At 32.4% G+C, this 14,904-nt stretch carries 10 protein-coding genes; all 10 read right to left on the bottom strand.

Going from position 1 to position 14,904, the window contains the following annotated elements; all coding sequences use genetic code 11:
* Positions 1-717: 717 nt before the first annotated feature.
* The gene (locus JJL45_RS11870) at positions 718-1,128 is read right to left on the bottom strand and encodes a hypothetical protein (protein WP_068605384.1); all 411 of its coding nucleotides are present in this window, start codon (positions 1,126-1,128) and stop codon (positions 718-720) included.
* A 174-nt stretch (positions 1,129-1,302) separates the two neighbouring features.
* Entirely contained in the window at positions 1,303-2,421 is a 1,119-nt protein-coding gene (locus tag JJL45_RS11865) for an ATP-binding protein (RefSeq protein ID WP_068605382.1), read from the bottom strand.
* Positions 2,422-4,530: 2,109 nt separating this feature from the next.
* Positions 4,531-7,656 (bottom strand): sacsin N-terminal ATP-binding-like domain-containing protein, encoded by a 3,126-nt coding sequence (locus JJL45_RS11860; protein WP_068605362.1) that lies wholly within the window; start codon positions 7,654-7,656, stop codon positions 4,531-4,533.
* 289 nt (positions 7,657-7,945) lie between these two features.
* Positions 7,946-8,386: a hypothetical protein gene (locus tag JJL45_RS11855; RefSeq protein WP_068605360.1), complete on the bottom strand. Its 441-nt coding sequence runs from the start codon at positions 8,384-8,386 to the stop codon at positions 7,946-7,948.
* 349 nt (positions 8,387-8,735) lie between these two features.
* Positions 8,736-9,059: a type II toxin-antitoxin system PemK/MazF family toxin gene (locus JJL45_RS11850; RefSeq protein ID WP_067145652.1), complete on the bottom strand. Its 324-nt coding sequence runs from the start codon at positions 9,057-9,059 to the stop codon at positions 8,736-8,738.
* Positions 9,050-9,295, bottom strand: a complete 246-nt coding sequence (locus JJL45_RS11845; protein ID WP_067145653.1) for an AbrB/MazE/SpoVT family DNA-binding domain-containing protein — start codon at positions 9,293-9,295, stop codon at positions 9,050-9,052. Before JJL45_RS11845 ends, JJL45_RS11850 begins: the two co-directional genes overlap by 10 nt.
* A gap of 205 nt (positions 9,296-9,500) precedes the next feature.
* Positions 9,501-10,316 carry a PhzF family phenazine biosynthesis protein gene (locus tag JJL45_RS11840; RefSeq protein WP_068605307.1) on the bottom strand — a complete coding sequence of 272 codons (816 nt, stop codon included), beginning with the start codon at positions 10,314-10,316 and terminating at the stop codon, positions 9,501-9,503.
* 56 nt (positions 10,317-10,372) lie between these two features.
* Positions 10,373-10,813, bottom strand: a complete 441-nt coding sequence (locus JJL45_RS11835; RefSeq protein WP_068605309.1) for a hypothetical protein — start codon at positions 10,811-10,813, stop codon at positions 10,373-10,375.
* Positions 10,814-10,970: 157 nt separating this feature from the next.
* The gene (locus JJL45_RS11830) at positions 10,971-11,450 is read right to left on the bottom strand and encodes a hypothetical protein (protein WP_068605311.1); all 480 of its coding nucleotides are present in this window, start codon (positions 11,448-11,450) and stop codon (positions 10,971-10,973) included.
* Positions 11,451-11,700: 250 nt separating this feature from the next.
* A complete protein-coding gene (locus JJL45_RS11825) occupies positions 11,701-12,909 on the bottom strand; it encodes a DUF6985 domain-containing protein (RefSeq protein WP_202664146.1) in 1,209 nt (402 codons plus the stop codon).
* Positions 12,910-14,904: the final 1,995 nt, after the last annotated feature.

Genomic DNA, 14,904 nt, shown 5'->3' with positions numbered 1-14,904 from the left:
GTCCTAAAATGCACTTGCCATTAAATTTTGCCTAAAGTAGCAATTTTTTATACATATTGTTGGCGCACGTGAAATTTTTAAGAATCTGCTTATCCAATCTTAAATCACAATTTCTTGCGTTTTGCTTTGCCGCTAGGCGTGCGCATTGTTATGGATCCGAAATCGCAAGAGTAATTAAATTCGGTTGTTGCGCTTTGTTATGCCGCAAAGTTTGTCTGTCCCCCGTAATGCTTGCGTATTGTTATGGTCCGAAATCGCATGAGTGAGTGAAGTCCGATTTATTAGGTTTTGATATACGCACTGGTTATCAGTCCGCCGTAATATTTGCGTAATGCTATGGTCCGAAATCGTCTGAGTAAGAAAGTCAGATTTACAGGATTAGATTTGCCGTAATATTGGTTTTTAGGAATATTAAACCGCCATTTTTATTATGCTGCGCAATCATGAGCGCCAACGGTCTCGTGTATGATTTGTGGCGTGAATTAGCATGGAAGTTAACAAATAAAAACCGAATAGAATATTCCGCAGGAATATTCGTAAGCAAGCTCGACCTAGCCATTAATTATACACCTTGTTGCCATTTCGTTGTTTTTATTCAGATTTTTTAATTATTACACTAAATTTAGTGCTCCCCTTTTCAGAGTTTGAGTGAATTCAGTTAGCGTTTTATTCCGCAATATTTTTCAACTCCGATTGAGTAAGAAATTCGGTAACTTGCTAAATTCTTATTGAAATATTTTTCTTATTAATCTTATCATCAATTTGATAAAATAAAATTGAGTTAAATAACATAAATATGATTGTAAACCAAAATCCATAATTCGGTGTAATCCAGGATATTGCTGTAGCACTATGAGTCAGGAAAACAAAAAGAAGAAAAATTCGAGATATTTTTCGTGGTAAATAATAACCACAAATTCCAATAAAGATTAACCAAAGGATTGAAATAATAAATATTCCAGAAACATGAGTTTTCATTATAAAGTCTCCAATTGGGTTTGCCTCATTTCCCGTATTAAGATTTCCATTCCAATATTCTTTTGGTTGGTGAGTTATTGTTATAGAAATATCAAATAGACAGGTCCATAAAGCAGGTATTAAAGCAATAAATTTATTCTTTTTATTCATTCAATTTTTTCCTTTTGAGTGCGTTCCGCAATGAATGGCAACGGTCTCGTGTATAATTAGTGGCGTTATTAAGCACGGAAGTTAGCAAATAAAAACTAAATTGAAAATCCGCAGGATTTTCGTAAGCAAGCTCGACCTAGCCATTAATTATACACCGTGTTGTAAACCGGCATTTTAGATTGTTATAAATTCTCTAAAGTTAGTTCTATCAACTATTTCTTCATTTGCATTATATTCACTTACGAACGTTTTTGGTAATCTTATTTTTTTCTTCGCATTCCACTTAAATTCAAATCCGGTAATAATTCCATTATTTTCTTCAACTAAATCGACTTCTTGTTGCTGCTTTGTTCTCCAAAAATACATTTTGGTATAGGTGTTTTTGTAAGTGTTTTGTTTATGTCTTTCTGATATCAAAAAATTCTCCCACAATGCACCTGTATCTTGTCTAAGATTTAATGAATTGAAGTTTCCTAAAACCATATTTCTAACCCCATTATCATAGAAATAAATTTTCTTATTCTTTTTTATTTCATTCCTTAAATTTCTACTAAAACTGTCTAATTTAAATACTACATATCCTTTTTGCAATATGTCAATATAATTTGAAACAGTGTTTTTATCGACACCAACAATTTGAGCGAGTTCATTGTAGTTTACTTCACTTCCCAGTTGTAAAGCTAGAGCTTGCACAAGTCTTTCTAAAACTTCAGGTTTTCTAATATTAGAATAAGCTAGTATATCTCTGTATAAATAACTATTCACTAATTGTTTTAGAATTTCTTGTTCCTCGCCAGGATTATTTAAAACATCAGGATAGAAGCCATATAACATTCGATTCTCAACTTGCTGTTCTGAAACAAGATATCCGTGTTTGTTTTCTAGTTCCTCCCAGCATATAGGAAATAATTCGTATTCCCATTTTCGCCCGGTAAGTGGCTCATTAAGTTCTCTAGATAAATCAAATGAGGATGATCCGCTTACTAATAGTTGAACATCTTTAAATTGATCTGTTATTATTTTTAGTGTTAATCCAATTCCAGGTATTCTCTGAGCTTCATCTATAAATATAATTTTATTAGAACCTATGATGCTTTTAATCTGTTCCGTGTTAGGATTACTTAAGATGCTTCTAACTGTTGGGTCATCAGCATCTAGGAAAAGGTGTTTTTTATCGTCTATTAATTTTCTAATTAAAGTTGTCTTTCCTACTTGTCTAGGGCCAATTAAAATAATAGCTTTTCCATTACCTATTTTTTTCTCAATTTTATCTGATAATATTCTTTCATACATAATTTAAGCTTTGTTCAAATATATGAATAATAAAACATATTCACTAATAGTTATGTTTTTTAGTGAATTAAAATTGTATTTAGTAGAGTTTTTGCTTGTTTACAACGGTCTCATGTATGGGAAGTTGCGGACAAAAGGAGAATGATTTTCCGCAGGAAAATCAGCCGTCCTAAAATGCACTTGCCATAATTTTTTGCCTAAAGTAGCAATTTTTTATACATATTGTTAGCGTACGTGCTATTTATAGAATTATGGGAAGTCCATTTTTAAACAACTATTTTATTGCGTTTTGCTTTTGACCAAAACCGTTTGAGTGATTAAATCCGAGTTAAGACGATTTGCTTTTCCATCAAGTTTGTCTATCCTCCGTATAGATTGCGTGTTGCTTTGATCCGAAACCGTTTGAGTAATTAAATCCGAATTAAAGCGCTTCGCTTTTCCATCCAGTTTATCAGTCCGCAGTAATCTTTGCGAATTGCTTAGGATCCGAAGTCGCATGAGTGAGAGAAGTCCGATTTATTAGGTTTTGATATACGTAATGTTTTGCAGTCCGCCGTAATCTTTGCGTATTGCTTTGGTCCGAAATCGGCTGAGTAAGAAATTCCGATTAGTTAAGTTATGCTTTGCCATAAAACTTATAAAACCATTTATATTTTAAGCACTTTTTGAGTTTGGAAAGAGTAGGAGAGTGCTGGGGTTTTTAGCTTTTAAACCACTGTTTTTCGATTTGAGTGAGCCATGAACGCTAACGGCTACATGTATAATTTAGTTGCGTATTATGGGACTAATTTAACAAACAAAACCGAGAGCGAGAAAATTCCGAAGGAATTTTCCAAGTAATGACTAACCAAAGCAATTAATTATACATATTGTTGGCACACGTATGTTTTTAAAGATTTTGCTATATCCACGACTAAACAACTAATATCTGCGTTTCGCTTTGCCGTAATTTTTATAAATCCGTCGTATTGCTTACGTATTGCTTTTGTCCGAAATCGGCTGAGTAAATTAATCCGAGTTTTTCCGCTTTGCTTTTCCATCCAGTTTATCAGTCCGCCGTCCAGGTTGCGTCATGCTATGGTCCGAAATCGCAAGAGTAAGAAATTCCGATTGGCTACGTTTTGCTTTGCCGTAAAATTTATAAACTGTAATTGTTATTAGATGATTTTTGAGTTAGAATTGAGTAGGAGTGAGCTTTAGATTTTGTTTATTAAACCACTTTTTTTAGAACTGAGTGAGCATGTTTGCCAACGGTCTCATGTATGGGAAGTTGCGGACAAAAGGAGAATGATTTTCCGCAGGAAAATCAGCCGTCCTAAAATGCACTTGCCATTAAGTTTTGCCTAAAATAGCAATTTTTTATACATATTGTTGGCGCACGTGACATTTTTAAGAATCTGCTTATCCAATCTTAAAACACTAGTTTTTGCGTTTTGCTTTGCCGTCTAGTTTGCGTATTGTTATGGATCCGAAACGGTAAGATTAATATAATCGATTATTGTGCTTTGTTATGCAGCACAGTTTGTCTGTCCGCCATAATGCTTGCGCATTGCTATGGTCCGAAATCGCATGAGTGAGTGAAGTCCGATTTATTAGGTTTTGATATACGCACTGGTTATCAGTCCGCCGTAATATTTGCGTATTGCTTTGGTCCGAAATTGTAAGAGTGTAAAATTCCGATTAGAGCGTTTAGATTTGCCGTAAAATTAGTTTATAGGAATATTAAACGGCTATTTTTATTACGTTACGCAATCATGAGCGCCAACGGTCTTGTGTATGAAACGTAGCGTATAAATAAACGCTAACTTTTCGGATTTAGCACGAGCCGATTTTTTAATTTTTATGTTTACTTTTCTTTTATAAATATAACAAAATTAAAAATTTGGCGTACTTTGTAAATATACAAAAACCTCTCGGAAAGCCTATAATAGCTATGTTTTATACACGTTGTTGTGCATAGTGCTTTTCACGTTCAACTTGGTTTTCCGATGTTTGTTATTTAGTTCGGAAGTGAGCGTTGGCGAGACATACTCTTTTGCAATTTTTGACTTGTGTTATGGCTGAAGCGAATTGCAAATGTGTATGGCTTGAAGCGTTGGCACTATATTATCAATTTGTTTTAATTTTAGTAATCAGAAAATTAATAAAATCATCTAAAGACTGTCCTTTCTTGACAATTGTTTGAGGGATTGTTCCACGATAGTCTCCAACAAGTGAAATCTCGTTTTCAATGTCTTTAACAGAAAGTACGCCATCTAAAAGAGGTTTTATTCTATTCCCGATATCATTTATTACATTTATACGACTTTTAATTTCGTTTATATCTGATCCCTCATATCTACTTTCATCGCCAATCTTATAGTCAGACATTTCCACGCAACAAAGAGAATATTTGTCTTTATTGATGACTGAATTTTTCATTTGTAATGCACTCATAGATATAGAGTTTCTAGCATCCCAACGTGATTTGACTTCAATGTAATAGACAATAGAATCGTTATACTCTACAATTATGTCTTGTCCTCCTTGTTCGTCACGAACAGTAATTTTGAAGTTAATCAAATCCGCACCTATTTTATCTCTTACTAATTTTTCAATATGTGTACCAATTGTATGTTTGAATTGAAAATCTTGTTTTTCTCTTTTTTCTTCTTCTAATGCGATTTTACCCAAATTAATAATTCGTTCTAAATCACTTTGTTTAGCTAACTCTCCTAATAATGAAATCTGTTTTGGCTCTAATCCGATAATCGAAAACAAATCATTTTTGGTTTCTGCATTAGAGATTCTTGCCATCATTATTGTAGCTTTATCATCTTCAATATTTAAGAAATATTTGGACCATTTATTGTCATCTGATATTTTCTTAATAATCCAAAGTATTTCTTTTTTGTAAGGATGGTTATTGATGTTTGTGAGTGGCATAGCATCTTCAAATACTTTTTCAATGCTCATTCCAAGGCTATGAGAATATTTTGTTTCGTTATCCTTGATATACTTTGAAAATTTTGACAAAACCAAAGTGCTTCTTATCTTTTTTTCGGGATTAACGATTTCATCAAATAAATCTTTTAACTCTTCACTTATGCTTCCATCTGTCTTTAATTCGCTTTGTTTGCATAAATCGAAAAGTTGATTCGGGAATATTGGAAGTGTCTGTACAATATCATCGAATTCATAGTAATTATGAATAATATCGAGTAAGTTTGTTAAGAAAGTGATATTTGATTCAATCCATTCTGCATCTTTTGTGTTCAGGTCCCAAATGAGATTTTTAAGTAAACATCTTGTTGATTGTAGCCAATCTATTTCTTGATTTACAATTGTAGGCAAGACTATAAAGGTTGAATCAACATTATAGAAATTACATAGAGATTTGACGAGTTTTGCTCGTGTGGATGTAGAATCATTGGTTGGGAAAATTTTGCAATAATCAATTAAGGCCAACAAATCCTCATTTTCCAATAAAGACGATTCTCCCAAAGTCTTATTTACTTCAGCAATTTGAGAATTTATGTCCTTTGAGAATTGCTTTCTGTCGTAAAGTTCAAAACCAAGATTCAATTCAAATCCTTTTTTGATGTACCGTTTTGGAACTTCTGGAATAATAACATCTGCAACTTTTATTAATACTTCAGCAATGTTATGTGTTGAATTTAGTTGAGAAAACAATCTAAATTCATTTTTAATATTTGGAAGTAGTGAATGTTTGTTAAATAAATCGCCAAATTGATGTTTTTGCAGATACTCGTAAAAGCTGATTAGTTCTTTTTCGTTTGGAAAAAAATCTAAAGTTTTTACTTCTTCTATTTTCCTAACAATATCTTCAATCTTGATAAAATCAGTATTGACGTCCTCCCAATTATTAATATTTTCTGTCCAATCTTTTGCTAATTCTTTTTTTGGAATATTTTTCCAGAATAGATTTATGATAGAATAAATCGAAGCATAATACTCGTCATCCAATAAAAGTTCATTAGATAAGAAAAGAACTTCTTTAGGTTTAAGCCTGCCTTCTTGGGTTTCTACAATTTGAAAGTTCTTAAAATTCTCAACCCATCTCTCTTTTAACTCCTTAAAATATTCTGATAAATGAATATTTGGTATTGCGGTATTGAAATTGATATAGCCCAAATTTATAGGTTGCTCAATTTTCGTAGCATTTTTTTCAACGAACTCAAATATTATTGATGAAGCTTTGTCGAGAAGTTCTCGATTACTCGATTCTTTTTCTTGGACTTGTTCGTTTTTGCTTTTTAAATGTATTCCATCTCTTGGTTCTGTTGGTGCAAATCTTTTAGAATGAACAACAAAATTGAAACCAAAGTTTTCCGAACCAATAAGTGGATAGTAAAGAAATAGTTTAGAAAGATTTTCGTCTAAAATGATGCTCTTATCAGATTCTGATAATGGAAGAATTACTGTCAAATCTTCTTCGTTTGAATAAAGCGAGAAGATTTTAGTTGTATTATGATTTATATGGATGTCTGTTACAAATAATTCGTCAATTCGTTGAGAACTACCTTTTGTATAAGTGGTTAGGTTATTTTGCTTATCATAAAATTGTACTTGTTTCAATTTATTGTTTATCATCATTACATAAGGAAGGATGATTTTTAAACTTTCAACAGCTTTAACTGCATTTTGTTTTTCAATTGTACTTGAAGTTTCATAAGCAAATTTTGTAAATGGTGAGCATTCTGATGTTAATTCTCCTTGACCTACTAAATCAAATACTTGCTGTTGTTGGTCTATTATTTTGTCTATGAGTTGGTCGGAATTATCAACAACTCTATCAATTTCAAAATCTTCGATAGGTATGTAGTAGTTTCCTTCCCTTAATGAACCTGTAATTAATATTTTTTTTCCAAAAGAATGAGTTGTGATAAATCCAGTTCCATATTGACCAACTTCATCTTCGTTATTTTGTGAATTTTTTGAACTGACTTGTTTTATTAAACAGCTTAACGTATTAGATGTAAACGGTTTTCCATTGTGTTCAAAAATTATGTGATTTTCTGTTAATCTAATTATAACTTCGCAATTATCTGAAAGGTCAATAGCATTTTGGAAAAGTTCCCAAATTGCTCGTTTTGCGTGACTTTCTTCCAGTTTTTCAAATCCTTGAATTAATTTATCTGCGTGTTGTTTGACATCAGCTCTTTTAGATTCATTTTCCGCTCTTTCTCTTGATAGTGCTCTGTTTATAGTCGTTTCAGTATTTTTAATTTCCATTTAATATTTCAGTATTGAGCGTAGGCTGAAAACAGCTCTTTTAGTTTTTTCAGCGTTGGCTTATGTGTTGATAAAAACCAAATGTGCTGTTTATGCGGCTGGCTTTTTTAGCTCAAATGTTCAATTTCAGCACGATTTTCGCATTATGCACAACGTGATTGTATATGGTTTGTTGCGTGGTTTAAGCACCTAATTTAGCAAATAAAAACCGAATAGAAAATCCGCAAGGATTTTCGTAAGTAGGCTAGAACTAGCAATAAATTATATACGTTGTTGTGCGTAGTTTTTATTATTCCGTTAAAAATATTTCTTTTATTAATTCTATTCGGGTTTTTAATAAATCAGCATTTTCAATGGTCGGTTCACTTGGTACAGGAAAACATTCCTCCAAAGATTGTCCTTTTTTGACATTATCAATCCAATCCTCCATTAAGTCACAGTAAACTTCTATTGCTTCCATTCCAGAAGTCACAGTTTTGTCCAGATATACAGTTGGTAAGTCGCCAACAATAACCCAAATAAAATCATCCACATTTTCATTTATAGGCTCAATTTCAAAAAGAAAAACTCCAATTATGTCGTAAGAACTAAAACCGCTGTCGTACCAAGATTTTTTTATTTTTAAACACCAGTCAAAACTTTTTAAATAGTTTTCCGCTTCTTTCTGTAAACTTAAAACACAATGAATTTCGTCCATTTCGGTTAATTCATTTAGTAAATCTTCGTTCATAAATCGTAAAATTTTGTTTTCTGGGTACTGTTTCTCAAATTCTGACTAACCTAAAATTATGTTTCTGAAAATCAATAATTTATATATTTCAGATATTATCATATTTATTAGAATTTAGAGATCGAATTTACTCAATTTTTCGTTAGCCAATGTACTGAGGAATTTTTGGGTTTCTATGAGGGATTACGCACAACGGTTTCGTGTATAATTAGTGGCGTGATTTAGCACGGAAATTAACAAATAAAAACCGAATAGAATATTCCGCAGGAATATTCGTAAGTAAGCTCGACCTAGCCATTAATTATACACCTTGTTGCCATTAGTACTTTTTATTGTTCAAAATTTAGTTTTAATCTACAAAAGTTTCTCTAATAATATCTTTACAATTCTGTATTTCAGATTTCGATAATTGGTCAAAGGTTTTTAATATACGGGATTTGTCAATTGTCCTAATTTGGTCTATTGCAATCATTCCTTTTTTTCCGCTGTGTTTTACTTTTATTCTGGTCGGATAATTTTTCAAGTTCGTTGTCATTGGTGCAACAACGATTGTTCTTAAAAACTTATTAATTTCATTTGGCGAAATAATTACACAAGGTCTTGTTTTTTTAATTTCACTACCAATTGTTGGGTCAAGATTTACGAGTACGATAGAATACTGTTCTAATTCCATTCCTCAAAATTTTCGTCCTCAAAAACATCATTGAATAATAATCGATCGTCATTATTCTCATGCATTTCTTGAAAAGCTTTTTCCCAGTTTTTTCTTGGACTACTAATTGGCTTTAGGATTATTTGTCCTTTTTCCAAAATCATCTCAACTTTGTCTTTTATGTTATACTTTTCTAAAATAGTCTTACTTAAACGTAGACCTTTAGAATTTCCGATTTTTATAATTGCTGTTTCCATAACATTTTATTTGTAATTACAAAGTTAGTACAAAACATTCAATCCGCAAAGTTTTTTCAGTATTAATGGCAACGGCTTCGTGTATGATTAGTGGCGTGATTTAGCACGGAAGTTAACAAATAAAAACCGAATAGAATATTCCGCAGGAATATTCGTAAGCAAGCTCTACCTAGCCATTAATTATACACCTTGTTAGCACCAGTTTTTATATTCTCAGTTCCCCCTTTAGAATTATTTGAGCTTCACTCTTTATTGTCAATTTGCTGTCACTAATTAATTCAACTTCCATAAAACCAGTTCTTTCAGAACATTGAAAAGAATTCATTTTCTTTTTATTAAGTCTTTCAGCCCAATATTTTGCTAAAAAAGTATGAGTTCCTCCTGTTACAGGGTCTTCATTCGTTCCACTCCAAGGCCAAAAATATCTTGATTCAAAGTCAAAGTCATTTTTATCAGATATTGCAGTAACTAATACTCCATTAATAGAATTATGAGAAGCTTTTAATTTTTCGAAATTAGGAGTGAGATTATTTAAAAGTTTACAACTTTCTATCTCAATTAGTAAAATGCTTGTTTCTTTATTAAAGACACTATTCGATAATTTTTCTATTCCGAGTGCATTTAATAATTCTTTAGGAGTATTTTGTGGAATTGTATTATAAACAGGGAATTCCATTTCAATTTTTTCTTGATTTTTTTTAATCATTAAATCCAATTCCTGAATATTCTTAAAGTGAATATGATTCATTTCGGGATTAATTTCAAAAAGAACTTTTGAAGAAGCAAGTGTTGCGTGCCCACAAAGTGGTATTTCAATTACTGGGGAAAAGAATCTTATGGAATATTTGTTAGGTTTATCAATTAGGGTAATAAATGCAGTTTCAGAAAGTCCTAATTCTTTTGCAATAGATAGCATTTGTCCATCTGTCATTTTTTGATTTAAAAAACAAACTCCAGCAGGGTTTCCTTTAAAAGGTTTGTCTGTAAAAGAATCAACTATATAGGTTTCTATTTTTGTCATTTTTCGTAAGTAAGCTCGAACAAGCCATTAATTATACACCTTGTAAGCACCTGTTTTTATTCCATTTTTTTAAATTCCAATTTAATCGGTTCAGCTTTTTCACCAGCTGCTTCCATCATTTTGTCCATCTCGGGGTCAGAGTAATACGCTGTAAATTTATTATTTTCCTTTTCTAAAATTATATAGATAAGTGTTATTGATTTTGGCTCTCTATTATTACCTCTTGGTATAGGTTTTGTAATTAAAGTCAAAGTATCTTTTTCTATTTTCCAATCTTTTAAGTCAGATTTCATAAATCGAGATAATTCAATTTTTCCATTTTTATAAACTCCAGGTCCTGCAATTCCAGAACCATCATGGTTTAGATTAATCAAATTAATCATTCCATTTGCGTTTGGTTCCGTTATCCATTTTCCAACATATAAGTTTTCTTTTTCTTGTCCTAAAACACAATTTATGCAGGTAAAAATTAAAATTGATGATAGTATTTTTTTCATTCAGTTTGTTAATTGGTGCTAACGTGTTTGTGTATAATTAGTGGCGTTATTTAGCACGAAAGTTAGCAAATAAAAACCGAATAGAATATTCCGCAGGAATATTCGTAAGCAAGCTCAAACTAGCCATTAATTATACACCTTGTTAGCCACAGTTTTTTTATAAAGGTGAGTACTTTGTGAATCTTATGTCAAAAGACTTAGCTATTTTATTTACTTCTATAATTGCTTTATCTAAATCAGTAAAATCAACAATTTTAACTTTTTCTCTGTGATTTTCATTAAGTAAACAGATTCTGTAAACTTTTTGCTTATCATAAAAATTTAAGCCAGAATTACTTTCTCCTCGACTTACTAAATTCAAATGCAATAATGTAACAAATGGATAATTATCGATAGCTTTCCACCTCCCAGCTTTTAATTTAAAAAGGCCTATATAATTTTTTATCCGTTTTTTATTTGAATCCATCAGTATTCCGTTTTTAGTAAATACTATTGGTATTGAAGTTAATGTAAGAAATATTCCTAAAATAGATACATGACTAAAAGTACCAATAAAAAAAAGCCCGCAAAGAAGAATGGCTACTCCAGGTATCCGAAACATTAGGGGGATTAATGGTTTTAATTTGTAGTCAATCATATTCTTCAATAAGTTTTTTGAGTGAAAATCTGGACCAAATGTAATTTTTTCATTAAAATATTTTCAAAATTACTCACGTTAGCTTGAGGTGTTATTCGGGTTCAAATGTGCTCAATTGTGGCTAACGGCACGAATATGCGTAGTGCGGGATTTCAAGGCACTTCACTATCAAACCGCTACTTTGTTTGTTAAATAATTTAGACTTCAAATTTACCAAATCGCCCCGCATTACGTATATTTATTGTTAGCCTCAGTTTTTCTCCCAAAATCTCCATTTAGTTCCTTTGTTCTGATTTGGAAATATCAATTCTTCCACTTTCCTAAATATATCGTTTTCAGTCAAATACTTTTCATTCCACCTCTTTCGAAGAACTGATTTGTAATCATTATTTTCCTTATCACATGACATTGGATTAGAACCAACAGAAACATAGAATTGTAGTTTATCTTTGTATGCTTCGATTTCTTCTTCCTTCTTATTACGAAATGCCCCAACATAATTTAATATCTCATTATGCAAAGGAGTTACATCCCAATAGTTTAATTCATCGACATTTGCGCCATGTGCAACTAAACACTTAATAGCTTCCTTTTTTATATAATAATCTGTGCACTCTAAAATAGATTTGGAATAATCCGCACCATTACTAATTAAATATTCAATGGCTTCAATATTGTTTGCGTATGCAGCTAAATCAACTAAATTCTTATTCAAAGAAGGAAACCTTAGATTAATGTCCCAATTATTGGTTTTTATTTCCTCTATCAATCTGTCGTTTTCTTTATTCCTAAGAAGTTTACTAAAGTAGTCTTCAGTTGAATCAAGTTGCCATGGTTTAAATTTTCCGTATTGTCCTAAAGGTTTATGTACCATATCAGAACCGAATTTTGATTCTTCAACTAGTTTGTCATAATCAACAGGTTCGACATTTCCTAAATCTTTGTTAATAACATCAAATCCTAAATCACCTAAACCACCAAATCCAACAAGCCGTGTTTCATTTAATACAACTGCAATACCATGTTCTTCATCCCCTCTATATTCAAATTCAAATACCGTGTAGGCTACTCCATTTTTTGATTCTTCAGTAACCTTAATTGATGTTATTCTTAGCAATTCTCCTAAATTATTTTTACTTAAACTTGAGGGAATCCAGTCATCTTCTCCGCATGCTTCGACATAAAAAGGATTTATTTTCTCAATAAAACATTCAGTGATTGCATCTAACAATTTTGATTCATTTGATAAAAGAAAGTCGAGAGCCTGAATTTGTTCTGGAAGTGGTTCAGGGTTATAATCTCGTTTATCTACAATTGTCAATGGAACAAGTCCTTTTTCAAGAAGCTCCGTGTGTGCCTTTCTCTTTTCATAAGAATGCCAATAATCTGAATCTATCTTTGATAATGTATCCAGTTGTGTATTAATACTCCAATCTCCTATAAATTCAAAATTACTCATGTTCATTATTTGCAGTTAGGGTTTTGTAAATTGAGGCTAACGGTTTCGTGTATAATTAGTGGCGTAATTTAGCACGGAAGATAACAAATAAAAACCGAATAGAAAATCCGCAGGATTTTCGTAAGCAAGCTCGACCTAGCCATTAATTATACACTGTGTTAGCCCACGTTTGTTTTTGTAGAATCGGTATTAACCAATTTAAACAACAAATTTTTCACGAACTGATTTGCCGTATTTATTAATCCGTTGTCTTACTTACGAATTGTTATGTGTCCGAAATCGTAAGAGTGAGAAAATCCGATTTGTTGCGTTTTGGTTTGCCGAACAGTTTATCACTCCGCCGTCCAGATTGCGCAAAATTATGTGTCCGAAATCGCAAGAGTAAGAAAGTCAGTTTTAAGCGAATTAATTTGGAGTAGGAGTTAGCAGATATTTTGTGATTAAACCGCTTTTTTAGAACCGAGTGAGCATGTGGGCTAACGGCTACATGTATAATTTAGTTGCGTATTTCGGGACTAATTTAACAAACAAAACCGAGAGCGAGAAAATTCCGAAGGAATTTTCCAAGTAATGACTAACCAAAGCAATTAATTATACATATTGTTAGCCCACGTATGTTTTTATAGAATCTGTATTAACCAATTTAAACACAAATTTTTCACGAACTGATTTGCCGTATTTATTAATCCGTTGTCCTGCTTGCGAATTGTTATGTGTCCGAAATTGTAAGAGTGAGAAAATCCGATTTATTGCGTTTTGGTTTGCCGAACAGTTTTTCAATCCGCCGTCCAGATTGCGCAAAATTATGTGTCCGAAATCGCAACAGTGATAAAATCCGATTTATTGCGTTTTGCTTTGCCGAACAGTTTATCACTCCGCCGTCCAGATTGCGTAAAGTTATGTGTCCGAAACCGCAAGAGTAAGAAAGTCAGCTTTTAGCGAATTAATTTGGAGTAGGAGTTAGCAGATATTTTGTGATTAAACCACTTTTTTAGAACCGAGTGAGCATGTGGGCTAACGGTCTCGTGTATAATTAGTGGCGTTATTAAGCACGGAAGATAACAAATAAAAACCGAATAGGAAATCCGCAGGATTTTCGTAAGCAAGCTCGACCTAGCCATTAATTATACACTGTGTTAGCCCACGTTTGTTTTTGTAGAATCTGTATTGGCCAGTTTAAACAACAAATTTTTCACGAACTGATTTGCCGTAAACTTTATTAATCCGATGTGCTGCTTGCGTACTGTTAAGAATCCCAAACCGCAACAATGAGAAAATCCAATTTATTGCGTTTTGGTTTGCCGCACAGTTTATCAGTCCGCCGTCCAGATTGCGCAAAGTTATGTGTCCGAAATCGCAACAGTGAGAAAATACGATTTATTGCGAATTGCTTTACCGCATAGATTATCAGTCCGCCGTCCAGATTGCGTAAAGTTATGTGTCCGAAATCGTAAGAGTAATAAATTCAGTTTTTTAGCGAATTATTTTGGAGTAGGAGTAAGCAGATATTTTGTGATTAAACCACTTTTTTAGAACCGAGTGAGCATGTTGGCTAACGGTCTCATGTATGGGAAGTTGCGGACAAAAAGGAGAATGATTTTCCGCAGGAAAATCAGCCGTCCTAAAATGCACTTGCCATAATTTCTAGCCTAAAGTAGCAATTTTTTATACATATTGTTGGCGCACGTGACATTTTTAAGAATCTGATTATCCATTATTAAGCAACTAATTTTTGCATTTTGCATTGCCGCAAAGTTTGTCTGTCCGTCGTAATGCTTGCGTATTGCTTGGGATCCGAAGTCGCATGAGTGAGTGAGTTCAAATTTGTTAGGTTTTGATATACACAATGTTTTTCAGTCCGCCGTAATATTTGCGTATTGCTTTGGTCCGAAATCGTAAGAGTGTGAAATTCTGATTAGAGCGTTTAGATTTGCCGTAAAATTAGTTTATAGGAATATTAAACCGCTATTTTTATTACGTTACGCAATCATGAGC

The organism is Tamlana sp. s12, from assembly GCF_016767215.1.
In the GTDB taxonomy this organism is placed as follows: Bacteria; Bacteroidota; Bacteroidia; order Flavobacteriales; family Flavobacteriaceae; genus Pseudotamlana; species Pseudotamlana agarivorans.
This window is presented reverse-complemented; position numbering and strand designations above follow the sequence as displayed.